Genomic DNA, 25913 nt, shown 5'->3' on the forward strand with positions numbered 1-25913 from the left:
CTGCCACCCGCTACCTCACTCCGTGCATTCCACATTTCCACGGGAGGGAACCTCATGAAAGCCATCGTCACCGCCCCTGGCAGCCTCGACGCCATCAAGCTCGTCGACCTGCCCGATCCCGGCAAACCCGGCCGTGGCGAAATCCGGGTCGCGCTGCATGGCAGTTCGCTGAACTATCATGATCTCGGCGTCGCAAGCGGCCGCACGCCGACCGATGGACGGGTGCTGATGGCGGATGGGGCGGGCACGGTCGAGGAGGTCGGCGAAGGGGTGAGCGAGTTTTCGGCCGGCGATCAGGTCGTGTCCTGTTTCTTCCCCGACTGGCAGGACGGCCCGCCTTTGCCGGGCGGCTTTTCGCGCGTGCCCGGCGATGGCATCGATGGGTTCGCGGTGGAATATGCGGTGCGGCCGGCCACCGCCTTCACGCGGGCGCCAAAGGGTTTCAGCGCCGTGGAAGCGGCGACGATCACCACGGCCGGTCTTACGGCATGGAGAGCGCTGGTCGAGATCGGCCATCTGAAGGCTGGCGATACGGTGCTGGCGCTCGGCACCGGCGGGGTGTCGATCTATGCGCTGCAGCTGGCGAAGGCGATGGGCGCACGCGTGGCGATTACCTCCTCTTCCGATGCGAAGCTGGAACGCGCCAAGGCGCTCGGCGCCGATTTCACCGTCAACTACAAGACCCATCCGGAATGGGCGAAACACATTCTCGACTGGACCAACGGCCGCGGCGTCGATCATGTCGTGGAAGTCGGCGGCCCGGGCACGCTCGGCCAGTCGATACAGGCGACCCGCATGGCCGGCAGCATCGCGATGATCGGCGTGCTCACCGGTGCGCGCGGCGATGTGCCGACCGCAGCTCTTGCGGGCCGCCAGATCACCCTGTCCGGCCTTATCGTCGGCAGCCGCCGCCAGCAGCAGGATTTCGTTCGCGCGCTGGACAACGGCCTGTTCAAGCCGGTGATCGACAAGGTGTTTGCGCTGGAGGAACTGGCCGATGCCTTCCGTTACGAGATGAGCGGAAGCCATTTCGGCAAGATCGGGGTTGCGTGGTAGGCCGATAAAACACGGCTTGCGTGAACTAGGCTCACGCAAGCGACCCGGCGCATCACTGCCGCCGCGGGGCGCTTGCGGGCACCGCTTCAGACCGGTGCCCATCGAGCCTCCCGATCCCTCTGCCCGCCTCCGGCCCCGCGTCGTAACAACGCGATCGGAATAGTTCATGTGGTTGGCGGACAACAGGAAACCGGCATTCGAAGAATCTCGGCCGGATGCATCTTCAAGCCTCGATCCCGCCGATTGGCCCGCCTTCCGGGCACTGGCGCACAAAATGCTCGACGACGTGATCACTCATGTCGAGACGATCGGCCAAGGTCCCGTCTGGCAATCGCAGCCGGAGGAGAACCGCGAGCGTTTCCGGCAATCCCTGCCCGCTGGTCCGTCCGATCTAAGCGCCGTGCTGGACGATGTCCGCACCCATGTCATGCCTTATGCCACCGGCAACCTGCATCCGTTGTTCATGGGCTGGGTGCATGGCGCCGGCACGCCGGTCGGCATGGTCGCGGAAATGATCGCCGCCGGCCTGAACATGAATTGCGGCGGACGAAACCATGTGGGCATCGATATCGAACATCAGGTCGTGCGCTGGATGCGCGAGGCGATGGGTTATCCCGAGACGGCAAGCGGCCTGTTCGTCACCGGTTCGTCCATGGCAAATTTCGTGGCGGTGACGATCGCCAAAACGGAGGCGCTCGGCCTCGAAAGCCGCCGCGACGGCCTCGTCGCCGCCGGCCGCGATCTTATCGCCTATGCCTCCGCCGAAGCGCATGGCTGCATCGCCCAGGCCATGCAACTTTCCGGCATCGGCTCCGCCAACCTGCGCATGGTGCCGGTCGATACGGCCGGCCGGATGATGCCGTCGGCGCTCGGCATGATGATCCGGCAGGACCGCGCCGAGGGCCGCCTGCCCTTCCTCGCGGTCGCTACGGCCGGAACGGTGAATACCGGCGCCATCGATCCGCTCGGAGACATCGCCGAAATCGCCGCCCGAGAAAACCTCTGGTATCATGTCGACGGAGCGATCGGCGCGATCGCCATGCTGTCGGATGAGATGCGGCCGCTGTTTTCCGGCATCGAAAAATCCTCTTCCGTTGCGCTGGATTTCCACAAATGGGGACAGGTGCCTTATGACGCCGGTTTCCTTCTGGTGCGCGAGGGCGAAAAGCAGCGCCGCACCTTTGACCAGCCGGCCGCCTACCTGCAGCGCGCCGACCGCGGCCTTGCCGCCGGCGATACCTGGCCCTGCGATCTCGGCCCGGACCTGTCGCGCGGCCTGAGGGCGCTGAAAACCTGGATGACGATCGAGACGCTCGGGGCAGATCGCATCGGCCAGTCGATCGCCCACACCTGCGCGCTGGCCCGCCATCTCGCTTCCCGGCTGGACGCTCATCCGCTCTTCGAGGTCAAGGCGCCGGTTGCGCTCAACATCGTCTGCTTCGGCATTTGCGGCGGTGGTTCGGACCTCGTGCGGACACTGGTGATCGATCTTCAGGAACAGGGTCTCGCCGCGCCCTCCTGGACGATGATCGACGGCGAACTGGTGGTGCGCTGCGCCATCGTCAATCATCGCACCACGGAAACCGATCTCGACGGGTTCATCGATATCATGACCGCCTATCTGCGAGGATGTGGTTTCTAGAGCAGTTCCGGACGCAAGACCGCCTTGCATTTCTGTTGGAAGTCCCATGCGAGCGCTGCCCATCCGCGCGGAATGGCGCGACAATCGAGGTCGGGCCGCCATCCGAGGGGATCGAGAAGGCTATTTGATACCGATCGACGCGAGGAAGTCGTCCACGTCCCGCGTATAACCGCTGTCCTTGCCGAGCTCGCTATTGACCTGTTCATGGCGCAGCGCGACCGGCAGGACCTGCGCCTTGCCGCCCGCCTTCGCTGCAAATGTCTCCGCCTGGCGACAGGAAAGGCGGCGCAGGCTGGAGCAGACGAGCAGCATCGGCGGCGTACCGCCGGTGATCTGTTGCGTCGGCGAGGCCTTTGCCCAGAAATCCGGATCCTTGCCGAACGCCTTGTCGTAAAGCTTCGGGCGGCGCGGCTGCTGCATGAGGACGGCCACGTCATAGGCGGCGCTGTCCAGTGCCACCGTGCCGGCCCAGGGTTTCAGGCCGGCTTTTTCGCCGATCGACTTATCGGCGGAGACCAGCACGACCAGATGCGCACCGGCGGAATGGCCCATCAGCACGATCCTGGAGGTATCGCCGCCCCAGGAGGCGGCCTTCTGCTGCACGCTGGCGAACGCCGCCGCGACATCCGCCGCCTGTTGCAGCGGATCGGCCTTCGGTAAAAGCTGCGTCTCCACCGAAACGAAAATGAACCCTTTCGGCAGCCAATGGGCGACCTTGTTCTCCACCACGGCGCCAGCCGATTTCGAGCCGCGTGCCCAGCCGCCGCCATGAACCATGACGATGACCGGCGCCTTCTCGGCCTTTTGCGGCAGATAGACATCCATTCGCTGCTCGGGCTCTGAACCGTAAGCGATATCCCGCTCCACCTTCACGCCCGCCGGAATGTCCGTATAACGCCCCTGTCGCGACCGCGCGTCCGAGATTGCCGACCGGCAGCCATCGGAGAGTTCGCCTGCACGATCGCGCAGGCATTGCGCCATCCGCCCGCCGCCGGGCTGTGTATCGGCGCAGAGTGAGCGCAGATCAGCTCGACAGGCCCGCATCACCTCCCGCCTGTCGCTTCGCGCACCGGCCGGTCGGTTGCTCTCCTGTGCCTCGATCGACTGCACCAGCGCCAGAAGCGCACAGGCCGCAATGACGAAGAGACGGACGAATGGCATGGCGCGCTCCTGCTCGATTTCGGCCCGATCGCAAAATCATGAGCCGGCTATTCATTTCACTGATCCGGCCGAGTTGATCCTGATTTCACGACGAAAAAGAGGCGGGATGCGTTGCAAGCGTCGGCGCCGCCCGTTACCTCTTGAGGAAAAGCATCGGATAACGGGAGCGGCCGCATGTATCTCACCAACCAGGACGTGATCGAACTCACCGCATGGCGGCGCAAGCTGCATACCATGCCGGAAGTCTCGCGCGAGGAAGTGGCAACCGCCGCCGAGGTGCAGGCCTTCCTGGCCGATACGAAGCCGGATGGTGTCGTTTCGGGGCTTGGCGGCCATGGCGTGGCGGTGATCTATGACAGCGGCGTATCCGGCCCGACCATCCTGTTTCGCGCCGAGTTGGATGCCCTGCCGATCGCCGAGATCGGCGACCTGGAGCACCGCTCGCAGATATCAGGCAAGGGCCACATGTGCGGCCATGACGGGCACATGACCATGCTCGCCTCGCTTGGCCGCCAGTTCGGTCGTGAGAGACCGAAGCGCGGCCGCGTCATCTTGATGTTCCAGCCGGCCGAAGAAGACGGTTTTGGCGCGGCGGCGGTCGTCGCGGACGAGAAATTTGGAAGCCTGAAGCCGGATTACAGTTTCTCGCTGCACAACATGCCCGGCCTGCCACTCGGCCATGTCTGGCTGAAGGACGGCGTCGTCAACTGCGCCTCGCGCGGCCTGAAGATCATGCTGACCGGCCGTACCGCGCATGCCTCCATGCCGGAAACCGGTATCTCACCCGTGCCGGCAGTCGCAAAACTAATGCCGGCTTTGACGGCCCTGAGCCGCGGCACCATCGCCACCGACGACCTCGTGCTCGCCACCCTCACCCACGCTTCCGTCGGCGAACCGGCCTTCGGCATCGCGCCGGGTTATGCGGAGGTCTGGGTGACGCTGCGCACCATGACCGACGGGCAGATGGATGCGCTGACAGGCGCTGCTGAAACGCTGGTGCGCGAAGCGGCTGCGGAAGGCGGCCTCGAATACGCTCTGGAATATCACGACATCTTCACCCACTCGGAAAACCACCCGGAAGCAGCAGCCTTGCTGCGCGCCGCCCTGAACGCCGAAGGCGTGCGCCATGTAGCGGGCGAGACGATGCGCGGCTCGGAGGATTTCGGCCGTTTCGGCGGCGTGTCGAAGTCGGCGATGTTCTTCCTCGGCGCCGGTGAAAACATCGCCAACCTTCACAATCCGAACTACGATTTTCCCGACGACCTGATCCCGATAGGCTCAAAGGTCTTCATGCGGGTAGCGCGGGATATTCTGGGGTAGCGGACAAACCTTGCAGTCGCTCGCCGGTGAACCAGATAAGGAAAAAGACGCTCCGACGATCCAAGGTCCCGAACGATCCGAATGAAGCCTTCCACGCCAGCCGGTGCCCCGCCGGCCGATCCAGCAAAAGCCAGCAAGAGCTTTTATGCCCGGCTCATCGCCGGCCTCGGCGGTTTTCTGGCTGCTGCCGTGTCGCTTGGCCTGTCGCTTTATGAAGCCCGCACGTCAGGCGAGATCAGCCGAATCCCGGTCGATACCCCGGTCGTGACCGGGCGCTGGAATGTCACCCTGCATTCGGCCGGAATCGCTGCGGAAATGCCGGATGGCTTGCGCATCGCGGCCGGCAAACAGGCGCTGGTCGTGGATCTGACGCTCGAAAACCTCTCCGGCGAAAGCTCCAACATCTTCCGCAAGACCCTGAAGCTGACGAATGTCGAGGCGGTGCCGGAGCCGCAATTTTATCTCGTCCGCGATCGCGCCATTCTCTGGGATCTTCAGCCGAGCATGCCGGAAGCCATCAAGGTCGTCTGGCAATTGCCGGCTGCACAGCCGCTTCCTAATATATTGCATGTCGATTTGACCGGCGAAATCTTCAAGCCGCAAGACAATCTCTATGGTCAGCCCGGCTGGTTCCCGAAGGAGCAGGACGTGGCGCGCATCGACCTGCCGATCGCCAAGCCGACGGCGAGTGCCGGGACGGAGGCAAAACCGTGATGCGCTGGATCGCCTCCTTTCTTCTTGTGGCCTTGGCGGCAGTGGTTCTGTCGGCGTTTCAGTCGACGACGCCACGATACGCGGCGCTGACAGGTCCGATCGTCACCTCGGGCAAGCAGGGCGAAGTTGTCGCGAGCAAGACCTTCAGCGTCGACGTCCTCAAAGTTCTGCGTGCCTATACGATCACGTTCAAAGGCATCGGGCGCCCCGTCGAGCGGCAGACGCAAGGGATCTGGGTCATCGTCACGGCCCGAGCCGAAGCTTTGCGGGAGACAATGCCGCTGCGGATCGCTGCCATTCGCGGCGCATCGGGCCGTCTTTACCAGCAGACCCGCCGAGCCGATGGCGCCGACGGGCGTATCAGCGATTTCGACCTCCAGCCCGGATTGCCGGCAAAAGGCATTTTCGTCTTCGAAATGCCGGAGGAGGAGACGAAAGACATGGTGCTGGTCCTTTCCAGCCAGCTCGGACCGCAGCTCGAATCGGAAATCCACATCAAGCTCGACCAGCAGGGCATCAACACGATCGAGCGGACGGATCTTGCCGGCAATGGATAGACGACGCGAAAGAAAGCTCTGGTGGCTGTCGCTCTGCGCCCTGCCTCTGTTGCTGGCCGCAGTCTATTTCACCGGCGCCTGGCGCAATATTGGCGAATTCATGCGCCGGACCGAATTGTCCGCCCGCCCCATCATGGCCGATCAGGCCTATGCCGGCGCCGTCTGGCAAGTTCAAAAGGTGCGGCTGATCGGCGATGGCCGCGACGCGAACACCAAACTGCCCGGCCAGATGCGCATTCTCATTCTGCGCCTCAATGCCATGGCGAAGGAAGATATCGGCGACCGCTGGACGCAATGCAGCCTGACGCTCACCGACGACAGAGGGCGGCGATGGCAGCCAGTCAATGTCATCCTCTCGGCAAATATCGACCGGCAGCTCGATCCAAAAGCGCCGCGGGTGGATGGCTGCAATGCGATTGCCTACCGGCCGCCGGTAGCGGGAAACACTGTCCTGATGGAGGAAAAGTTCATCGTGCCGGCCGATGCGGCACCATCGCTTGTCGCCCGCCTGAGCTTTGCCTCGACACGTCCGGAAGCCATCACGCTTCCCCTGTCGCTGCCTTAACCGCTTCTGCGCCATTCGCGGCCCTGCGCAAAGCCGATTTCGAGCGTCGCGGCAAGCAGGCAGATCCTGATCGGCATGGTCAGCACGCCGTCGCCCGGCGCGCTGGGGTCGCCGAGCAGAAGCCCGATACCTTGAAAGATCAACTGCCAGAGCGACCGCTCATGCGGCCCGATCCATTGGGCCAGGTAGAACCAGGTCCAGGCCGTTCCCCAGCCCAGGAGCCGGTAGAGAACGATCGCGGCGACCGTCAAGACGATGCCCGAACCGAGCGCCAGGCCGACGCCTTCCGCCAGTGCCCTGTAACGCTTGGCGGTACCGGATATGAAATGCGAGATGAAGTCGCGCAGGGATTTCGGCAAGGCCTCCCAGCGCGATACGGCACGCGACAGACGGCCTCCGACCAGAGGCCGTTCGCCGTTGATATCGTAACCGTAGACAAGTGCGGCCAGCGTCAGCCAGACGACCGGGTAGAGCGCGTAGAAAAACACCTTCTGCGCATCGTCCCACAACGTCGTGGGCAACTGCTCTGCCATCGGCGGCAATACGGTTGCCGCAGCAGCATTCGAGACAGGGTCGATCAGGCCGAAGAATAGTCCCAGCGTCTCCGGCAGATGCGCCACCCAAGCGCGAATCTCGTCTTGCCAGTCCGAGATCACATAGAGACCGATAAACGCCCAGTTTGCCTCGCAGACGACGATGACGATCGGCCAGATGGCGGCCTTCGAGCGCTTGTGCATGGCTTTCGCAAAACGCCGTACGATCCAGGCGATGACGACCGAGACGAAAAGCCAGGCACCGCCGCCGAATTCCAGCGGATTGACCGCCTCTCCGAACATCATCAGGTCGAGCGACAATTGCGAATATTCGCGGATCGTATCGCCGAGAAAACCCCAGGCGGCGTAATAGACGAAAAAGGGAACGAGCGTCAGCGCTAGGATGGACGTGAATTTCGGCGCGGTGGGCTCCGCCTCATCGCTCTTACTCGAATCGCTCCTCCCGGAATGTTCGGCCAGCCTCGAAGCGGCATCGAGCGACGGCAATCCCGGCCGCACCGTCTGGAACAGGGCGACGATGATCACCAGTTTCAGGAGGACGATCAGCGCCAGGCTCGACAATCCGGCGAGCGGATTGAGATGACCGATCATCACCGCGAACTGGTTGATCAGCGAATTGCCGATGATTCCGAGCGTCCAGAGCGCCATCAGCTGCGGCCAGAACCGCCATAACAGCCGGATCGTCAGGACCGGAAGCAGAAACAGGGGGCGGACCGCTGCGGTCGCATCTGCGGACATGAAGGTCATGGCCATACCCTAACCACGGATGTCTGCCGCGCCAAGCTCACAAATCCGGATCGCGGGCAGCGACATGATCTTGAAGACCGCAAACGAAAAATGCCTCCCCGCAGGAAGGCATTTTGGGTTGCTTCGATGAAAGGCCAGTGGTCGAGCCTTGAAGATTAGGCGTCGCTGCCGCTGAACAGTTTGGCGAGGAAGTTGCCATTGTTGCTGCCACCGCCTGGGCGCTTGCCGTCCCACTTGTTGACGATGACCATATGGGTGATCTCGCCGCGCTGGAAGGCCTTCAGGAAGCGGTCGTATTCGGCAAAGGCAACGCAACCGTGGCTGTCCCCGCGAACGCGCAGCAGGAAGCTGTGGGCGAGAAGACCGGTGCGGCCCTGCGGCGCCTTGCCGTCGACCGGCGTCAGGCGGATGGCGGCGACGCCGTGGAACAGCGATTCGCGCATCGACAGCTTGTAGGTGCCGGGCGGGGTCGGGCCGCGCATCTTCACATGGGTGAATTTCGGGTTGTCGCGCATGCCGCCGATGCCGGAATGGGCTTCGAGCTTGGTGCCATTCGGCATGAAGACGGTGGCATTGGTGATGTCGTAGACGGCAACCTTGGCGCCGATACCCGGCCAGCTCGGCATGGTCTGCGACGGCGCCGGTGTATCGCGCATCGGATTGTCGGGCTTGGCAAAGGCAAGCACGGTCGGCTTGCTGTCGTCACCCGAACGATCCGGCTTCTGCGGCGCGACTGCGGCGATTGCTGCGAGAGCGGTCGGCTTGGCCGGCTTTTCGGCGAGTGCCACGGCAGTCGACGGACGGATGACCGGCAGCGGGCCGGCTTTCGGCAGAGCGTAGGCCGGAGCGGCAGGTGCCGGTTCCGGAATGACGGCGACTTCCGGCTGGTCGTCGGCGTCATCCTCAAGTGCGGTATCTTCGAGCGCGGCCATTTCGACCGGCTTCATATCCTTGAGATCGGCAACCGTGGTTGCCGGCTGAACGTCCTGGATCAGATCCGGCATAGCACTGCCGCTGCGCGGCGCGACGACCACGAGATTTTCCATCGCCGGGCCAAGTATGGCGCGGATGGCTTGCGCGTCGGGACGGATCTTCTCGAGCGAGGCGAATTGCTGCTGCGCCTCCGAATGGCGGGAGGCCTTGGCCATCGCCATGTTGAGCATCTGCTTGACGCTGTCTTCGCTCGGCTTGCGGGCTTCGAGCGCTGCAAGCTCGGCACCGGCAAGGCGCTTGCCTTTCGGATTGGCCGGAGCGCTGCCCGGAAGCCTGGAGAATTTCGAAACGTCGATTTCGCGCTCATGAGAGACAGCGGCAACGGCGGTCGGCGCCGGGAGCGCAACCGGCCGGGTCAGCGCCGTCTCGAATTTCACATCCGAGGCCGATTTGACCGCGGTTGCGACCGTCACCATCGAAGCGCCGACAAGGGTCGCCACGGTAAGGCCGATACCAAGGGCAACATTCGACAGAAGAGAGCGGGATTTCTTGCGGCGAACCGGCGCCTTGCGGGTCTGGTTACCCCGGGCCTCCTGGCCACGCGCCTGATTACCTACAAACTGTGTCTGGACCGAACGCGCCATCACTCGTTACCCGAACCGTTACTCACATCAGCCCGCATCGCTTCCGCGATACCGGCTTCACAACCAAGCTGGGAGATGAGCACGGAATGAACCTGCTCACTGCTGCCCAACGACTGCATGTGAGAATGAACGATTATGGTAACCAATGTCTTTACGCCGCCCCGATTTGGTTTTCGGCGTTGCACATAAATGCGCATGCCGCCGGAAGTTTAACGAAATTGCGGCGAATGGATGTCAGTCCTTAAGCGCAATTACGGCAAGTCAAGTCAGTGACCGTTGCTGTGTAGCGGCAAAAGACCGGCCTTTCAAGACGAATCATCACCTTATGCGGGCTCGGCAGCCGTGACCCGGGCAGCCCCGGCGACATATTCGGCAAGCAGGACCTTGGCGATATCCATCACCGCACGGATGCGGGGCGCATGCCGGAGCCGCTCATGCGTCAGCAGCCAGATCTCCGCGGCGGGCGGCATCGGCGGCCTGAAACAGTAAACAAGGTTAGCGTCGCTGGCCCCCAGAAACTCGGAAAACAGACCTATACCCACGCCGCTTCGAATACTTGCAAGCGTTGCCGAAACCGTGTTCTGGCGCACCACGATCGAGCCGTCGGGAAAATTCTTGCGCACCCAGACGGCGGCCGGATGGTCACGGATATGAGGATCGATGGCGATCAGCGAATGGCTGCCGAGATCGCAGATGTCACGCGGCACGCCGTTCTTGTCCGCATAGTCGCGGCTGCAATAAAGCCCCCACACGTCATCGGCGATCCGCAGGCCGACCAGGCTTTCGTCCGTCGGGCGTGGGCCGGCGCGCAAAGCGATATCCGCATCGCCCCGCTCCAGATCGAGCCGATGATCGGACGTCACCACATCGAGGCTGAGCTGCGGATGGGAAGCTTTCAGCCGGGTGATCAGCGAGGGCAGAAAGAAATTGGCGAAGGCCTCATTGGTGGTAAAGCGAACGCTGCCGATCACTTCACGCGAGGCGATCTCCAGCGCATTGCAGAAGGCGGCCATGGCGTTGCGCACAGATTCGGCCGGCCCGACCAGCATGCGGCCGACATCGGTCAGCACATAACCGGTGCGCCGCTTGTCGAACAGCTCGACGCCCATGTCCTCCTCGAGGCCGGCAATCCGGCGCGACACGGTGCTTTGGCTGACATCCAGAATTTCGGCAGCAGAAAGGGTCGAGCCGGTTTCGGCAACGGCGAGCATGAAGCGCAGGTCGTCGTAGTTCAGCTTGTCCATGGTCGTCAGAAATAGCGTTATGCGAAAATGATGAATCCCGCCGCAAAAACGGTGTTTGCGGTTGTCCCGCCACCAATCTACACGCCTTTCAACGTCGGCGGAACGGGGTTTCACTCCCTCCCCGCGCTTTTCCATCAGACAATTGCCGAAGGACCATTCCCCATGCGCACGTCCGTGCAAGACCCGCTGGTGCCTGCCAATACCAGGATCGTCAACCGCTATAACCGCGAGACCTTCATCTTCACCGACCCGGTCGAGGATGAAGCCTTCGCACGTTTCGATGTGCTGCTTGAAAAGGGCGGTTCCGGCGGCGGCAATGCGGTTGCCCATATCCATCCGAATTCCGACGAACATTTCCACATTCACAAGGGCCGTCTGTTGATTTCCATCGATGGTATCGAACACATCGCCGATGCCGGAGAGACGGTGATGGTGCCGCGCGGCAAGCCGCATTTCTTCCGCAACGCCCATGACGGAGACACCCACGCGACCGTTTCTTTCACGCCAGGCCACAAACACCTGCGTTTCTTCATCAATCTCGCGGCGATGACCGTGCTTGAGCCGAAAAGCTTCTCGCCATCTGGGGACGTCAAGCTCCTGCAGATTGCGCTGGCGCTGAATGCCTACCGCGATCACCTCTACATAGCCGGCCCGCCGATCTGGATACAGAAGCTGATGTATGCGGCTCTCAGCCCGATCGCGAGATTGATGGGCTATCGACTGATTGTCGGGCCGACAAACAACAAGCTGAAGTTCGGGGAAACGTTGCGGCTGATAGAGCAAGCGGCATAGACGCAGGTCATGGCATCGACATGATGCATTATTGCCGCCCACGCATAAAAAAGAGCCCGGCATTGCCGAGCTCTCCCATTTGTCTCAACAGAGAATTACTTACCGCAAGCCGGATTGGCCGCAGCGGTATCATTTGCCGGAGCGCTGTTGACGCCGGCACCAGGCGTGCCAGGAGCGCAGTCAGGGTTCGAGCCGGCAGCAGAGCTACCGGAAAGGCCGCCGGCGCCCATGGTGCCGGAATTACCCATCGAGCCGCCTGTCGTGCTGCCGGTGGTGGTACGATCAGCCGGAGCGCCGGTCGTCGTCTGAGTGTCAGTCTTCGGCGCGGACGTGCTCGGGGAAATGGTTGAGGCACCGGAGCCGCCGCTCTGGTTGCTGTTACCACTCTGAGCCAGCGCGGACGTTGCCATGCCGATGGAAAGGGCTGCGACTGCAATAAGTTTAAACGACATTTCTCTCACCTCGATTGGACCCTACAGGTAATTAACAACGTAGTAACCCATTGGTTCCCAAAGAAATCCCGGATCGACCGAAAAGAGCGCAGAAAAAGACCGGCATGCGCCGGCATGTGATGCCGCAGGAGTGTCTGCCCTGTAAGACCCCTTGCCTCACGCGAACAGAAATACCCTCGGAGCGCGGCTTGTAGCTGGCTGAATGAACCGCGCAGAACGGGCTCCGGCAAACCGAAATTTCAGGATGAGAATCAGAGCTTGGAAAATGGCGAATTCTTCCGGTTCAGCCGCATCCTGTTGCCCGTCGGCACCGCCGAGACAAGACATTTGCAACGTAATTTCGGCTGCGCACCTTCTGTCGATGAAAAGCTGAATCAGCGGCCGCACAACAAGAACCTTGATCGCGCCCCCTGCCCTTGGCATCCTCCGGCAAACATGAATCGGAGGACGCCCGATGAAAGCGCTGCTGCTCGTCGATATCCAGAACGGCTTCTGCCCCGGCGGCAACCTGGCCGTCGCCCATGGCGACGAGGTCGTGCCGGTCGCCAACCGGCTGATTGCGGATGGCGGTTACGACGTCATCACCGCCTCGCAGGATTGGCACCCCGCGAACCACGGCAGTTTCGCCTCGCAGCATCCGGGTAAAAAACCGTTCGACATGGGCGAGCTTTCCGGCCAGCCGCAAGTCATGTGGCCGGACCACTGCGTACAGGGCACGCCGGATGCGGAATTCCATCCGGATCTCGACATCGATGCGGTGGATTATATCCAACAGAAGGGCGAGAACCCCGCCGTCGACAGCTATTCCGCCTTCCGCGACAACGACCACGCAGCGCTGACCGGGCTTGCCGGTTATCTGCGCGCACAGCAGGTGACCGAACTCGATGTGTGCGGGTTGGCGACGGATTATTGCGTCAAGTTTTCGGCCCTCGATGCTGTCGACATGCTCCCGGGCGTCAAGGTGCGTTTCGTCGAGGATGCCAGCCGCGGCATCGATCCGGAAGGCATCAAGGCGGCCATCGCCGAGATGAGGGCCAAAGGCGTCGAGATCGTGAAAAGCGCCGATATCCTCGCTGATTGATGCAAAGGCGGTTCGCCTCGCTGCAATAGTTCAGCGAAATCAATCTTTCCATCAGTGCTATTGAATTGCGCCCGTTGCTGCGGGCCTCTAAAGGCATTCCGAAAGGGATGTCTCATATGAATCGCAGCGAATTTCATCGGGGCCTGAAGGGCGGCATCGTCATTGCGCTCTCCTCGGCCCCGTTTGCCGTCCTGTTTGGCGCAGTCGCCGCGGATAACGGCCTGTCGGTCGCGGAAGCGGCCTTGATGAGCGCTACCGTTTATGCCGGCGCCAGCCAGCTGGTCGGCATCGAACTGTTCGGCCACCATGTGGCGCCGTGGCTGGTCATCCTGTCGGTGTTTGCCGTCAACTTTCGCCACATCCTCTATTCGGCAGCACTGGCGAAATACATCGGCCATTTCACGCCGGTGCAAAAATTCTTCACCTTCTTCCTGCTGACCGACCCGCAGTTTGCGGAAAGCGTCAAGACAGGCGAAGCCGGGAAGACCGTCAGCTTCACCTGGTATATCGCCTTCGGCATGGCGGTTTATTTCCCGTGGCTGTTCTTCAGCATTGTCGGCGTCTATTTCGGCAAGATGATCGGCGATCCGAAAACATTCGCGATCGACGTCCTGCTGCCGATCTATTTCCTCGGCCTCGTCATGGGTTTTCGCCGCAAGCCGGGCTTTTATCCGACGGTGATCGCAAGCGCGTTTGGTTCGGTGCTGGGCTATCATTTCGTCGGCTCGCCCTGGCATGTCAGCATCGGCGCAGCTGTTGGCGTGTTGGTCGCCGCCCTGCTGCCTCTGCAATCGACGCCCGTACCCGTAACTGCCGCCAGCGAAGTGGAGAGCTGAGATGGGTTTCGAACTCTCCACCGAGATGACCCTGCTGATCATCGCCGCTGCCATCGCGACCTATATGACGCGTATCGGCGGTTTCTTGCTGATCACAAGGATGAAGACTATCCCGCCGCGCATGGAGCAGGCGCTGAATGCCGTTCCGGCCGCGGTTCTGACCACGCTCGTCGCACCCGCCTTCTTCACCAGCGGCTGGGATGTGAAGATCGCCATGCTGGCCGCCATGCTGGTCGGGCTGCGTTATCCCGGCCTGATCATGCTGGCCGGCGGCTGGGTGGCGGCCATGGCCTGCCGCCACCTTATCGGGCTGTAGTCTCCTCTCAGGCGACCGGCTCGGTCGCCTTCACCAGCCAATCCTGAACCTTCTGGCTGTCGATCAGCGGCATCAGCTTTTCGCGCACGGCCGCATGATAGGCGTTCAGCCAGCCAAGCTCTTCCGCCGTCATCAGCGACGCCACGACAAGCCGCCGGTCGATCGGGCACCAGGTCAGTGTCTCGAAGGCAAGCATCGGCTGGTCGCCACCATCGATATCTTGCGATCCCTTCACATAGATCAGGTTCTCGATGCGGATGCCGAATGAGCCGGGGCGATAATAACCCGGTTCGTTGGAGAGGATCATGCCGGGCAGCAGCTCCTGCGTCGCCAGCCGCGAAATCCGCTGTGGGCCTTCATGCACGGAGAGATAGGAGCCGACGCCGTGGCCGGTACCATGGGCATAGTCAGCTCCGGCCTTCCAGAGCGCGATACGGGCGAGCGGATCGAGATCGCAGCCGCGCGTCCCCTTGGGAAAGCGTGCCAGGCTGATGCCGATCATGCCCTTCAGCACCAGCGTGAAGAACTTCTTCTGCTCTTCCGGCACCGCGCCGACGGCGACCGTGCGGGTGATATCCGTCGTGCCATTAACATATTGCGCACCGGAATCGACGAGGAAGAGTTCTCCGGCTTCCAGCTTGCGGTTGGTTTCCGTCGTCACCCGGTAATGAATAACCGCGCCATGCTCGCCGGCCCCGGAAATCGTGTCGAAGGAAATATCCTTCAGCGGGTTCTGCGAGCTCTGGCCGACCCGGGCGCGCACGGCTTCCAGCGCCTTCACCGCCTCGATCTCGGTGATCGTGCCAGGCGCCTGTTCGTCTAGCCAGCAGAGATATTCCGCCATCGCCGCGCCGTCCTGCAGATGCGCCTTGGCCGAACCATCAAGCTCCGCCTGGTTCTTGCAGGCGCGCGGCAGTTTCGCCGGATCGCCGGATTCGACCACCACACCGCCCGCCATCTCGATTTCCTTCGTCAGGATCAGCGGCGTCAGATCGGGATCGATCAGGATCTTGGCGCCATCCTTTGAATGGGCTGCAAGGCGGGCAAGGAAATCGGCAGGCGATTGCTGCACGGAAATCTGGCCGAGATAGGCTTCCTGCTCGATGCCGGTCTTCTGCTTGTCGAGGAAGATTTCCGCCTTGCCGTCGGCCGGAATGATGGCACGCGACAAGGGATGCGGCGTATGCGGCACGTCATCGCCGCGGATATTGAAGATCCAGGCGACAGACGAGGGGTCGGTGATCAGCACGGCAGCCGCGCCCTTCTCCTTAACACCTGCGGCGATCATGGCGATCTTCTCGCTGGCGAGCGTGCCGGCAAATTCCTGCTTCTGTATCGCGACGGCGCCCATCGGCTCGGCCGGGCGATCGGTCCAGATCGCGTCGAGCGGATTGGCGTCGAGCGGCACCAGAGCGCCGCCGATCTCGGAGAGCGCCCTTGCCAGCCGGCGCACTTCGGCCCCGGCATGCAACCATGGATCGATGCCGAGGCGAAAACCCTTTGGCGCGTTCTTCGGGATCCACAGATGCGGCGGTTCGTTGACGAGGTCGCCGCCAGTGAAGACCGAACCGTCCACCTGCTCGGCAAGCTGGGTCGTATACCGCCCGTCGACATAAACCACCGCCTCACGCTGCGTAATCAGGGCGATGCCGGCAGAACCGGTGAAACCGGTGAGCCATGAGAGCCGCTCGGCAGACGCCGGCACATATTCGCCCTGATATTCGTCGGCCCGCGGCACGAGGAAACCGTCGATGCCGAGGGCTTCGAACTTTGCACGCAGCGCGGTGACGCGCTCGCGGCCAAACTGCGGGGCGGATTTGACGTCGAATGACTGAAACATGTGATGGATACCCGGACTATCTGATTCCGATTGAGAAACTCGGGCGATGTTAGCCGATCTTTGCGCCGGAATGCCAGCTGCGATGCCGATGGCTAATCGATATGCAGCAGAAAGGCCGGATGGCGCAAAATAGTGCGACTTATGCGAAAATCGCATACCACCGATGAGGGAAACCCTCTCACTGTGCAGTGCAGCATTCGCTATATATCAATCATCGAACGGGCGCCGAACAAGGCCCGCTCGCAAAGGATCAAACCCATGGCAGCTTCTTTCTTTCGCAATGCCTTCAACCGCATGGTCGAAGCCCGTGAACGCCAGGTCGCACGCTATGTCAACGGCGCCCTGCTGAACCTCGACGACGAGACTCTGAAGGGCCTCGGCACCAACCGCGAGGAACTGCGCCGCAAGGGCGCTTCCAACTATATTTTCTGAGTAGCGTATTTCGGAAAACAGGCCGGCGCGGAGATCTCCTCCCTCATCCGCTCCAGCTTTTCGAAATCACGGGGGTCCGCTTGAGCTTCTCCTCCCGGCTCGCGGACATGATCAGGCGCGAGCCTGATCGCAAGGCGGCACTTTTAGTGCCGCCTTTTTGCGTTTTGCGCATGAAAATTACGCGCATGACTTGTTGGATGTTTTCTTCTTTCGAGACTTATAGCCATGCGTTAAGCGCAAAGCTGAACCGCGAACGGATCAGCCGTGCTGCAGATGGATGGTCACCCAGCCATTGCGCCAGATGGTGCGCACATGGCGAAGCTTCGCACCGTTATAAGCCGACAGCACCTTCCAGCGCTGCGTCGCCAGGATGCCCGACAGGATGACCGAGCCGCCGGGCGCCAGATGCGTGACCAGCTGCGGCGCCATCTTGATCAGCGGCCGCGCCAGAATGTTGGCGATGATCAGGTCGAACGGACCTTCCTCGCGGAAGGACTTCGAATGGAAGCCCGGCGCTGTTTCCAGCCGAAGACCGGTGGCAATCCCGTTGCGCCGCACATTCTCCTTGGCGACACGCACGGCGACGGGATCGATATCGGTCGCCAGAACCGGCACCGGCTTCAGCTTGCGCACGGCAATCGCCAGAACGCCGCTGCCGGTGCCAAGATCGAGCGCATTGCGCACGGTACGCGCCCGCATCACGTCCTCGATGACTTCCAGGCAACCGGCCGTCGTGCCGTGATGGCCGGTGCCGAACGCCTGGCCGGCATCGATCTCGATGGCGATATCGTTGATCTTCACCTTGTCGCGGTCATGCGAGCCGTGAACGATGAAGCGCCCTGCCCTGACGGGTTTCAGACCCTCCAGCGACTTGGCGATCCAGTCGATATCCGGAATGATTTCGCGCTCGATGAGCATGTTGGGGAATGCGTGAGCAATGCCGGCGGCGATGCGCTCGCGCACCTCGTCCTCTTCGTCGGTCATCATATAGACCGACGCTTCCCAAATATCCTTCTTCTCGTCCACCTCGGTGGTGGCGATCGCAAAATCCTCCTCCCCGAACACTTCCGAGAGAAGATCGAGGATTTCTGCCGCACCCTTTTCGGTGGACGTGACGTAGAGGCGGATTTCGGCCAAGGGACTGTCTTTCGGCTATTCGGAGATCGATGGCGAGGATTGCCACAAAAACCCCGTCCGCTTCAAGGCTTCAGCCCTTGATCAGGTTCTTAAGCTTGGTCTTGGCGACATCCGTGTTTTCGCCGTAAGCGATCGTGCCGGCAAAACGGCCGCCCTTGTCGAGCAGGAAGACGGAAGCCGTGTGGTCCATCGTATAGTCGCCGTTCGGGTTCTTTTCGTCGACCGGCACCTTCTTGGCATAGACCTTGAAGCCCTTGATCATTTCGGCGACCTTTTCCGGCGGACCGGAAATGCCCTTCACCCGGTCGGTGACGTTGGAAATGTACTGGCCGAGCAGTTCCGGCGAATCGCGCTCCGGATCGACGCTGACGAAGAACCCGTTGAGCCTTGTACCGTCAGGATCGACCTCATGCATCCAGCCATTCAGCTCGAATAGCGTCGTCGGGCAGACTTCCGGGCAATGGGTGAAACCGAAGAACAGCGCGGTCGGCTTTTCCTGAAACGCCTTTTCCGTGATCGGCTGGCCATTTTGGGCCACGAGCTGGAAAGGCACGCCGAACGCGCCCTCGGCGAGGTTCTGCTTGGAGCGGGTCACTTCCATCGTTAGCCAGACCAGCACGCCGGCCAGCGCCACGACTGCGACCCAAAGGGCGATACGGAAGGATTTCATCGGCGTCTCATTCGGTTCCTGTCTTTGATCCGAGCGATAGACCCGCGAACCTGAGCGCGCAATTCAAGAAGTCGTTTTAAAGGGGCGTCGCGCTGATTTGTCACAACCGGAGATGGCCGAGAGCCTTACATGCACCAGGAAAGGCCGGTTTCGGCCATGGCAAGGAAGATCGAGGAGCCGTAGGTTATCCAGCCGTAGAATGCGGCGCCGCCTACTGCCAGCAGAATCAGCCCCGCTGCGATAGACAGCGGCAAGTAGAGACTGGCGGAATGATCTGCTTCGACTGGGCTTCGGCTCATGGCACTTAACATATGTCAATCCGGCAGCGCTCGATAGCCTTATTTTCCAGCTGCAACTTTCGAACAAGCTTAGCCGAAGATTAATATCTGTCTGTGATCATACTCGAACGATGGTGGTGTATTCCCCGAGTCGGCGAGCCGAAACAGCATGGATGCAAACAGTGTCCATGCCTTCATGTTATCCGGCCTGCGACCGTTTCACCCCATGACATGATGTCACCGGCCTCCGCCACCGGCTCGCCCTGCTCGCAGTCAAAACCAGATCCCGCCGGCTTCCCGGCGCCGGGAGGAGCCCGAACGCATGACGGTAAAGTCGATCGCCAAGACATTTTCGGTCAACCAGCGCCTCTGGACGCTGGCAGGCTCCGCCTTTGCCGGTATCGGCGCCATGCTGATCGTCGGCTGGTACGAAGGCAAGCAAGTCGATGCCGCACTCGAACGTGCCACCGAAATTCAGCGTCAGGTCGATGTCGCCAACGAGATGCGCATCGCCAACCTTCAGTTGGTTCTGGCCGCGATGGACACGATCATCGATGCGGATGAGAAGCAGGTCGAGCCGAGCCGCCTGAAGAACATCAACGAATCGGTGAAGATGCTCTCCAGCAACGGCTCAGACCTTCGCGCGCTTGCTGTCGAGCTTGGCAAATCCGCCGATCTGGCAACCTATGATGCGGATGTCGCGTCGGTTGCCAAGGCGATCCAGGTCGATCTGAAGAAGCTTGTCGAAAGCGGAGCGCCCGAAGAGGAATACGGCAAGCTCGACGACGCGATCGACGGTGCCGGCGAGCGCCTGACCAATCTCTTTACGACGCTCTCGAATGGCGGCGAAAAGATCGTCAACCAGCGCGTCCGCGAAGCAAACCAGCTTTCCAACATCTCACTTTACGTCCAGCTCGGCTGCGGTCTGCTTGCGATTATCGCCATGGCGATCCTGCAGACGATCCATGGCGGCGCCATTCGCCGCGGCATCGAGGGCGTGCGCAACAGCATGCAGCGCATCATCGGCGGCGATTATGCGACGCCGGTCGTCGGCATCGAACGCGGCGACGAGATCGGCGAGATGGCGCGTGCCACCGATGTCTTCCGCCTCTCCGCCGTCGAACGCCTCGATCTCGAAGCCAATCTCGACACTGAGCGCCGCCAGAGCGAACAGAGCCGCCAGAGCCGTGAAGCAAGCCAGCAGGCCGAGGCCGAGGCTTTGCAGTTTGCGATCGATTCGCTCGCTCAGGCGCTGAACAGGCTTTCGGATGGCGATCTTTCCGCCAATCTCAGCCGTCCTTTCCGCGATGACCTGGAGCGCCTGCGCGGCGACTTCAACCGCGTCGTCGGTCGTCTGCGCGATACGATGAGCGAAGTGGCGACCAGCGCCAGCTCGATCGGCGCCAATGCCAACCAGATGCGCTCGGCTGCCGACGACCTTGCCAAACGTACAGAACAGCAGGCTGCCTCGCTGGAGGAAACGTCTGCCGCGCTCGAGGAAATCACCTCGACGGTGCGCAACGCCACCAGCCGCGCCGAAGAGGCAAGCCGGATGGTGAGCCACGCCAAGGACTATACGGAACAGTCCGCCGGCGTCGTTCGTGACGCGACGGACGCCATGGGCCGCATCGAGGACGCAACGGCAGAGATCGGCAAGATCATCAATGTGGTCGACGAAATCGCCTTCCAGACCAACCTTCTGGCGCTGAATGCCGGCGTCGAGGCGGCCCGCGCCGGTGAGGCCGGCAAAGGCTTTGCTGTCGTCGCCCAGGAAGTCCGCGAGCTGGCCGGCCGTGCCGCCGGCGCCGCCAAGGACATCAAGGCGCTGGTCACCCGATCGAGCCACGAAGTCCAGACCGGCGTCGATCTGGTCAAGGCCACCGGCGAGGCTTTGACCCGCATCGGCGACGACGTCTTGAAAATCAACGACCACGTTCACGCGATCTTCACCTCTTCGCGCGAACAATCCACCGGACTGACAGAGATCAATACCGCAATCGGCCAGATGGACCAGGCAACGCAGCAGAACGCAGCAATGGTGGAAGAGAGCACGGCCGCAAGCCACTCGCTCGCCAGCGATGCCGAAACCCTGAACCGGCTGATGAGCCAGTTCCAGATCCGCGGGGGCAATGGGCCGCGCGTCGTAGACGCAGCGACCGCCGCCACGCCCGCAAAACCCTCACCCGCACATGGCTTGATGAATAAGCTTGCGGGGGCCTTCAACAGCCCGACGACCGCCAAAGCCAAGGCATCGGGTTCTTCAGACAAATGGGAAGAGTTCTGACATGTCCAATGCCATCAAGCAGTCCGGCGCCTATCTCGAAATCGTATCCTTCCACCTCGGCGATCAGGAATTCTGCATCGACATCATGGCGATCCGCGAAATCCGCGGCTGGGCGCCGGTCACCCCGATGCCGCACACCCCGCCTTACGTGCTCGGCCTCATCAACCTGCGCGGCGCGGTGATCCCGGTCATCGACATGGCCTGCCGCCTCGGCATGAAGATGACCGAACCGTCCGAGCGTTCGGCGATCATCGTCACCGACATTGCCGGCAAGCTTGTCGGCCTTCTGGTCGAGCAGGTTTCCGACATGATGACTATCAAGGGTGAAGACCTGCAGCCGGCACCGGAAATCATTCCGGAAGCCCAGCGCGCCTTCTGCCGCGGCATCGTGGCGCTGGAAAAGACCATGGTCTGCTTCCTCAACCTCGACACCGTCATCGCCGACGAACTGGCGCGCGAAGCTGCGTAAGCAGCTCTCTCGAAAACGGCCAAATTTGTGTCAGGTCCTCCGTCACACGCAGATGTGACGGAGGATTAATTCACTGTAATCATTACATTAATTTAAGAATTCGGCCTTGGAATCGCCGCTCGGCAATCCCAGTTCTTCTATCGCAAACGCCCAACCGAACCGCATGAACTCTTCGGCTGGTTTTCGAAAATAGGAGAATGACCATGAACAAGGCTTTTGCTCTCGCAGTCCTGATGTCCGCCGCTGCCATGGGCACCGCCCATGCCCGTGAGATCGTCACGCCCCAGAAGGACGTGAGTGTCGTTTATGTCGATCCCACCGAACACCACGAAAACAAGATGCTCGCCGTTCCGACAGCGAACCTCGATCCCAGCCAGTCGCAGATCAACCAGGCCCAAGCGGCAGTTCGCCACGACCCGGCCCTTCGCGCTGCCCTCCTCAAGGACAATGTCGAACTGAACAATGTCACCGGGGTCGAAAGCGACAATGCCGGTGGCACCACCGTTTACGTCCGCTGAGCTGATCTTTCTAATCGCATGACGAAAAGCCGGGCATCCCAAGGCCCGGCTTTTTGCTGTTTCTTTCCCGGCAAGGCGCTGCCGGGCAGTTGCGATTGACTTCCCGAACACCGCATGACTGAATCGAGATCGCAGCGGCCAACCATCGCCGCACAACGCTTTGGGAGGAGCGCGATTGAGCGAAGCGGCGGATGCGATCGTCATCGGCGCGGGCCTTGCAGGCCTGGTCACTGCTACGGAACTGGCCGATGCCGGCCGCTCGGTGATCATTCTCGATCAGGAACCGGAGCAGAATATCGGCGGCCAGGCCTTCTGGTCGCTCGGCGGATTATTTCTCGTCGATTCGCCCGAACAGCGCCGTTTGGGCATTCGCGATTCGCATGAGCTTGCCTGGCAGGACTGGATCGGAACCGCCGGTTTCGACCGCGAGGAAGACCACTGGCCGCGTCTTTGGGCGCAGGCCTATGTCGCCTTCGCTGCCGGCGAGAAACGCGCCTGGCTGCGGCAGATGGGCCACCGCATCTTTCCCGTGGTCGGATGGGCCGAACGTGGCGGCTGGTCGGCAACCGGCCACGGCAATTCCGTGCCGCGCTTCCACATCACCTGGGGCACCGGCCCTGGCGTCGTCGAGCCGTTTGCCCGCCGCGCCCGAGAGGCGGAGAAGGCGGGCAGTATCAGCTTTCTCTGGCGACACCGGGTCGACCGGCTGGTCAAGACGGGCAATACGGTCACCGGCGTTGCCGGCACGATCCTCGCAGCAAGCGAGGCAGTGCGCGGCGCCGAAACATCCCGTGCGGTGGTGGGCGATTTCGAGCTCAACGCGCCGGTCGTCATCGTCGCCTCCGGCGGCATCGGCGGCGCCCTTGAACTCGTGCGCCGCAACTGGCCGGCACGACTGGGCTCGCCACCCGGCTTCATGGTTTCCGGCGTGCCGAAACACGTGGACGGCCGGATGATCGGCATCACGCAGGCCGCCGGCGGCCGCGTCATCAATCCGGATCGCATGTGGCATTACACCGAAGGGCTGCGAAACTGGAACCCGATCTGGGAAAACCACGGTATCCGCATTCTTCCCGGCCCCTCTTCCCTCTGGTTCGATGCCACCGGCAAACGCCTGCCCGCCCCGTTCTTCCCCGGATACGACACGCTCGGCACGCTGCAGCACCTGATGGCGACCGGTTACGACTACAGCTGGTTCATTCTTGACCAGAGCATCATCCGCAAGGAATTCGCGCTGTCGGGCTCGGAACAGAACCCGGACCTGACCGGCCGTGACTGGAAGCTCACCGCCCGCCGCGCCATCGGCAAAAAGGCAACCGGCCCCGTGGAAGCCTTCAAGGAACATGGCCGCGACTTTGTCGTCGCCGATACCTTGCCGGAACTCGTGGCGGGCATGAACCGGCTGACCGGCGGCGACCTGCTGAAGCTCGACGATATCGAGCGCGAAATCATCGCCCGCGACCGGGAGATGGCGAACCCCTTTTCCAAGGATCTGCAGGTCATGGGCATTCACAATGCCCGCCGCTCGCTGGGCGACAAGCTGGTGCGCACGGCAAAACCGCACCGCATTCTCGATCCCGCCTATGGCCCGCTGATCGCGGTCAAGCTCAACATCCTGACCCGCAAGACGCTGGGCGGGCTGGAGACCGACCTTTCCGGCCGCGTGCTTGGTCAGGACGGCGAAATCATCCCCGGGCTTTATGCGGCGGGCGAAGCGGCCGGCTTCGGCGGTGGCGGCATGCATGGCTACCGCTCGCTGGAGGGCACTTTCCTTGGCGGCTGCCTGTTCTCCGGCCGCAATGCCGGCCGGGCGGCTGCAAAACCTTAGAAAATTCCGGGTATCCGCCTCTCGAATGCCTTTCCAGAGCGGCGAATTCTTTCACGCCGACAACACGGTCGCGTGAAACGCGATCACCATTAAACTTCTGTAATCATTACATTTATTTAAGAAATCCGTCAGGAACCGCACAGTCGGCATCCGCATTCTTCTGCTGCAAAGCCCAACCGAACCGCCACAAACCCTTCGGCTGGTTACCAGATGAGGAGAAAAACCATGAAAACGGCTTTTGCAATCGCAGTCCTGATGTCCGCCACTGCCTTGGGAGGCACCGCCTATGCCCGGGAAATTGGGAGGATGGAACGCCCCACCGGCAACGTCCAGGTCATCTACGAAAACTACAACAATGACGAGGGCCTGTCGGAAGACGAATCCATTTCGCCGAGCAGAACCGTGACGGCTCAGGCCCAGTCCGAAATCCGCCACGATGCCTCGCTTCGCGCCGCTCTGGCGGCAAAGGACGTCGAGATGAAGAACGTCATCGAAATCGACAAGCACGGGACCAATACGATGGTCTACGTCCGCTGATCGGCAATGACTGAACAAAAGGAAAGCCGGGCTCTTCATCGAACCCGGCTTTATGTTTGCCGCCGCCCGCTCAGGGCTGCGGCTTGCCGTTCTTCCAGGTGACGCTCTGGTTATAGAGCGGGATGGTCGAAATCGCCATCTTGGCCGAACCGTCCACCACCTGCCGCGAATGGGCCAGATAGATGAGTGTGTCGTTGGCCTTGTCGTAGATGCGCTTGACGAGCAGGTCCTTCCAGATCAGCGAGCGTCCCTGCCGGAACACTTCCTCGCCACCCTTGCCGAGATCGATCTTGCCGATCTCGATCGGCCCCGTCTGGCGGCAAGCGATCGAATTGTTGGACGGGTCCTCGAACCAGTTGCCGTTCTTCAGCCGGTCGATGATGCCACGCTCGAAGTAGGTCACATGGCAGGTAACGCCCTTGATTTCGGGATCCGGCACCGCTTCGACGATGATGTCGTTGCCGGTCCAGTCCACCCCGACTTCACCGACCACCTGGGCGGACACGGGCGTGACAACAGCGCCGATGGCAAAGGCGGCGGCGGACAACAATGCGGTCAGTCGGTTCATAGGGGGCTCAGCTCCGGTAAACGATCCGTGATCTGAGATAAGATGCGCCGGCGCGGTTACAAGCAGCTGGAAGCCGCCAAACTCAGCACTCACTTCTTGCGAAGTGTACAGGCTGCATATCCGCCGGAATAAAGCCGGCCTGCCTGCATGCCGATCGCCATGGGAATATCGCGCACATGTGCCACGTTGAGCGAGTGGGCGATGGCAATAGACGCCTGCGCGCAGACCGCGGCATCTTCGGCAGCATTATGGTGCATGAAGCTTAGGCCCAGATGCGCCGCCAGCACATTGAGCTTGTGCGATATCAGATGCGGCCAGACCTTCTGGGCCATCTTGACGCTGCAGAGGTAGGAAAGCTCCGGATAGCTCTGCCGGTAGACGTCCAGACAGGCACGCCAGACGCTGAAATCGAAAGCCGCATTATGGGCGATCATCGTCGCCCCGCGAAAATCGTCGAAAAACTCGTCCATGACTTCCGGAAACTCGTCCGCATCCTCGACATGCTCCGGCCGGATGCCGTGAATGGCGATGTTGAAGGATGAAAACCGCATGTCGCGCGGCCGGATCAACCGCTCCTCGACCCGCACCACCTCGTCATCCTCGATCCAGGCGAGACCGACCGAACAGGCGCTGCCACGCTGCTCATTGGCGGTCTCGAAATCGATGGCGATGGTTTTCAAGGTCGGGCTTCCGTCGGGATACTTGCACTCTCTACAGCCGGCAGGCCGATTCGGCAAA

General features: G+C 61.7%; 27 protein-coding genes. 16 read left to right on the forward strand and 11 right to left on the reverse strand.

Annotation, left to right across the window (positions count from 1 at the left end):
* The first annotated feature begins 54 nt into the window (after positions 1–54).
* Together KX729_RS14590 and KX729_RS14595 are read left to right on the forward strand one after the other, a co-directional pair.
* Complete coding sequence (locus tag KX729_RS14590) at positions 55–1056, forward strand: zinc-dependent alcohol dehydrogenase family protein (protein WP_219743207.1); 1002 nt, start codon at positions 55–57, stop codon at positions 1054–1056.
* A 166-nt stretch (positions 1057–1222) separates the two neighbouring features.
* Positions 1223–2698, forward strand: coding sequence for a pyridoxal phosphate-dependent decarboxylase family protein (locus KX729_RS14595; RefSeq protein WP_219743208.1), 1476 nt, complete (start codon positions 1223–1225; stop codon positions 2696–2698).
* 120 nt (positions 2699–2818) lie between these two features.
* Here the strand turns inward: KX729_RS14595 and KX729_RS14600 are convergent, their stop codons facing one another.
* The gene (locus tag KX729_RS14600) at positions 2819–3859 is read right to left on the reverse strand and encodes an alpha/beta hydrolase fold domain-containing protein (RefSeq protein WP_219743209.1); all 1041 of its coding nucleotides are present in this window, start codon (positions 3857–3859) and stop codon (positions 2819–2821) included.
* Between the two features lie 174 nt (positions 3860–4033).
* On the opposite strand from KX729_RS14600, the gene KX729_RS14605 reads away from it, so the two are divergent.
* The 4 genes from KX729_RS14605 to KX729_RS14620 all read left to right on the forward strand — a co-directional run bounded on the left by KX729_RS14605 (position 4034) and on the right by KX729_RS14620 (position 7015).
* Positions 4034–5179: an amidohydrolase gene (locus KX729_RS14605; RefSeq protein WP_219743210.1), complete on the forward strand. Its 1146-nt coding sequence runs from the start codon at positions 4034–4036 to the stop codon at positions 5177–5179.
* Between the two features lie 81 nt (positions 5180–5260).
* Positions 5261–5893, forward strand: a complete 633-nt coding sequence (locus KX729_RS14610; protein ID WP_219743211.1) for a hypothetical protein — start codon at positions 5261–5263, stop codon at positions 5891–5893.
* Complete coding sequence (locus KX729_RS14615) at positions 5890–6450, forward strand: hypothetical protein (protein WP_219743212.1); 561 nt, start codon at positions 5890–5892, stop codon at positions 6448–6450. The genes KX729_RS14610 and KX729_RS14615 overlap by 4 nt, the downstream gene beginning before the upstream one ends.
* Positions 6443–7015 (forward strand): hypothetical protein, encoded by a 573-nt coding sequence (locus tag KX729_RS14620; protein ID WP_219743213.1) that lies wholly within the window; start codon positions 6443–6445, stop codon positions 7013–7015. Before KX729_RS14615 ends, KX729_RS14620 begins: the two co-directional genes overlap by 8 nt.
* Here KX729_RS14620 and KX729_RS14625 read toward each other — a convergent pair.
* The 3 genes from KX729_RS14625 to KX729_RS14635 form a co-directional block, all read right to left on the reverse strand.
* On the reverse strand, positions 7012–8316 hold the full coding sequence (locus KX729_RS14625) for a hypothetical protein (protein WP_219743214.1): 1305 nt from the start codon (positions 8314–8316) through the stop codon (positions 7012–7014). The two genes, KX729_RS14620 and KX729_RS14625, sit on opposite strands and share 4 nt — an antisense overlap.
* A gap of 155 nt (positions 8317–8471) precedes the next feature.
* Positions 8472–9893: a DUF2778 domain-containing protein gene (locus KX729_RS14630; RefSeq protein ID WP_219743215.1), complete on the reverse strand. Its 1422-nt coding sequence runs from the start codon at positions 9891–9893 to the stop codon at positions 8472–8474.
* A gap of 323 nt (positions 9894–10216) precedes the next feature.
* A complete protein-coding gene (locus KX729_RS14635) occupies positions 10217–11137 on the reverse strand; it encodes a LysR family transcriptional regulator (protein ID WP_219743216.1) in 921 nt (306 codons plus the stop codon).
* A 162-nt stretch (positions 11138–11299) separates the two neighbouring features.
* Here KX729_RS14635 and KX729_RS14640 point away from each other — a divergent pair, with 162 nt between their 5' ends.
* Entirely contained in the window at positions 11300–11929 is a 630-nt protein-coding gene (locus KX729_RS14640) for a cupin domain-containing protein (RefSeq protein WP_219743217.1), read from the forward strand.
* Positions 11930–12024: 95 nt separating this feature from the next.
* Here the strand turns inward: KX729_RS14640 and KX729_RS14645 are convergent, their stop codons facing one another.
* Positions 12025–12381 (reverse strand): hypothetical protein, encoded by a 357-nt coding sequence (locus tag KX729_RS14645; protein ID WP_219743218.1) that lies wholly within the window; start codon positions 12379–12381, stop codon positions 12025–12027.
* Positions 12382–12835: 454 nt separating this feature from the next.
* Between KX729_RS14645 and pncA the strand changes: the two genes are divergently transcribed.
* From pncA to KX729_RS14660, 3 genes are all read left to right on the forward strand, one after another.
* Positions 12836–13462, forward strand: a complete 627-nt coding sequence (gene pncA, locus KX729_RS14650; RefSeq protein WP_219743219.1) for a bifunctional nicotinamidase/pyrazinamidase — start codon at positions 12836–12838, stop codon at positions 13460–13462.
* Positions 13463–13578: 116 nt separating this feature from the next.
* Complete coding sequence (locus KX729_RS14655; protein ID WP_219743220.1) at positions 13579–14298, forward strand: AzlC family ABC transporter permease; 720 nt, start codon at positions 13579–13581, stop codon at positions 14296–14298.
* A 1-nt stretch (position 14299) separates the two neighbouring features.
* Positions 14300–14614 (forward strand): branched-chain amino acid transport AzlD family protein, encoded by a 315-nt coding sequence (locus KX729_RS14660; RefSeq protein ID WP_219743221.1) that lies wholly within the window; start codon positions 14300–14302, stop codon positions 14612–14614.
* A 7-nt stretch (positions 14615–14621) separates the two neighbouring features.
* Here KX729_RS14660 and KX729_RS14665 read toward each other — a convergent pair whose 3' ends face one another.
* Positions 14622–16454, reverse strand: a complete 1833-nt coding sequence (locus tag KX729_RS14665) for an aminopeptidase P family protein (RefSeq protein ID WP_219743222.1) — start codon at positions 16452–16454, stop codon at positions 14622–14624.
* Between the two features lie 258 nt (positions 16455–16712).
* Here KX729_RS14665 and KX729_RS14670 point away from each other — a divergent pair, with 258 nt between their 5' ends.
* On the forward strand, positions 16713–16886 hold the full coding sequence (locus KX729_RS14670) for a hypothetical protein (protein WP_219743223.1): 174 nt from the start codon (positions 16713–16715) through the stop codon (positions 16884–16886).
* Positions 16887–17144: 258 nt separating this feature from the next.
* Here KX729_RS14670 and KX729_RS14675 read toward each other — a convergent pair whose 3' ends face one another.
* The 3 genes from KX729_RS14675 to KX729_RS14685 all read right to left on the reverse strand — a co-directional run bounded on the left by KX729_RS14675 (position 17145) and on the right by KX729_RS14685 (position 18992).
* Positions 17145–18023, reverse strand: a complete 879-nt coding sequence (locus KX729_RS14675; RefSeq protein ID WP_219743224.1) for a 50S ribosomal protein L11 methyltransferase — start codon at positions 18021–18023, stop codon at positions 17145–17147.
* A gap of 70 nt (positions 18024–18093) precedes the next feature.
* A complete protein-coding gene (locus tag KX729_RS14680; protein ID WP_219743225.1) occupies positions 18094–18693 on the reverse strand; it encodes an SCO family protein in 600 nt (199 codons plus the stop codon).
* 125 nt (positions 18694–18818) lie between these two features.
* Complete coding sequence (locus KX729_RS14685; protein WP_219743751.1) at positions 18819–18992, reverse strand: hypothetical protein; 174 nt, start codon at positions 18990–18992, stop codon at positions 18819–18821.
* 301 nt (positions 18993–19293) lie between these two features.
* On the opposite strand from KX729_RS14685, the gene KX729_RS14690 reads away from it, so the two are divergent.
* The 5 genes from KX729_RS14690 to KX729_RS14710 all read left to right on the forward strand — a co-directional run bounded on the left by KX729_RS14690 (position 19294) and on the right by KX729_RS14710 (position 24607).
* Positions 19294–21255 carry a methyl-accepting chemotaxis protein gene (locus KX729_RS14690; protein ID WP_219743226.1) on the forward strand — a complete coding sequence of 654 codons (1962 nt, stop codon included), beginning with the start codon at positions 19294–19296 and terminating at the stop codon, positions 21253–21255.
* A gap of 1 nt (position 21256) precedes the next feature.
* Positions 21257–21724, forward strand: a complete 468-nt coding sequence (locus tag KX729_RS14695) for a chemotaxis protein CheW (RefSeq protein ID WP_219743227.1) — start codon at positions 21257–21259, stop codon at positions 21722–21724.
* Between the two features lie 203 nt (positions 21725–21927).
* Positions 21928–22242, forward strand: coding sequence for a hypothetical protein (locus KX729_RS14700; protein ID WP_219743228.1), 315 nt, complete (start codon positions 21928–21930; stop codon positions 22240–22242).
* A gap of 175 nt (positions 22243–22417) precedes the next feature.
* Positions 22418–24070, forward strand: a complete 1653-nt coding sequence (locus KX729_RS14705; protein WP_219743229.1) for an FAD-binding dehydrogenase — start codon at positions 22418–22420, stop codon at positions 24068–24070.
* A gap of 225 nt (positions 24071–24295) precedes the next feature.
* On the forward strand, positions 24296–24607 hold the full coding sequence (locus KX729_RS14710) for a hypothetical protein (protein WP_219743230.1): 312 nt from the start codon (positions 24296–24298) through the stop codon (positions 24605–24607).
* Positions 24608–24677: 70 nt separating this feature from the next.
* On the opposite strand, the gene KX729_RS14715 is transcribed toward KX729_RS14710, so the two are convergent.
* On the reverse strand, positions 24678–25175 hold the full coding sequence (locus KX729_RS14715; RefSeq protein WP_219743231.1) for a CreA family protein: 498 nt from the start codon (positions 25173–25175) through the stop codon (positions 24678–24680).
* An 89-nt stretch (positions 25176–25264) separates the two neighbouring features.
* Positions 25265–25855, reverse strand: a complete 591-nt coding sequence (locus KX729_RS14720) for a 3'-5' exonuclease (protein ID WP_219743232.1) — start codon at positions 25853–25855, stop codon at positions 25265–25267.
* Positions 25856–25913: the final 58 nt, after the last annotated feature.

Source organism: Neorhizobium populisoli (assembly GCF_019430945.1).
In the GTDB taxonomy this organism is placed as follows: Bacteria; Pseudomonadota; Alphaproteobacteria; order Rhizobiales; family Rhizobiaceae; genus Neorhizobium; species Neorhizobium populisoli.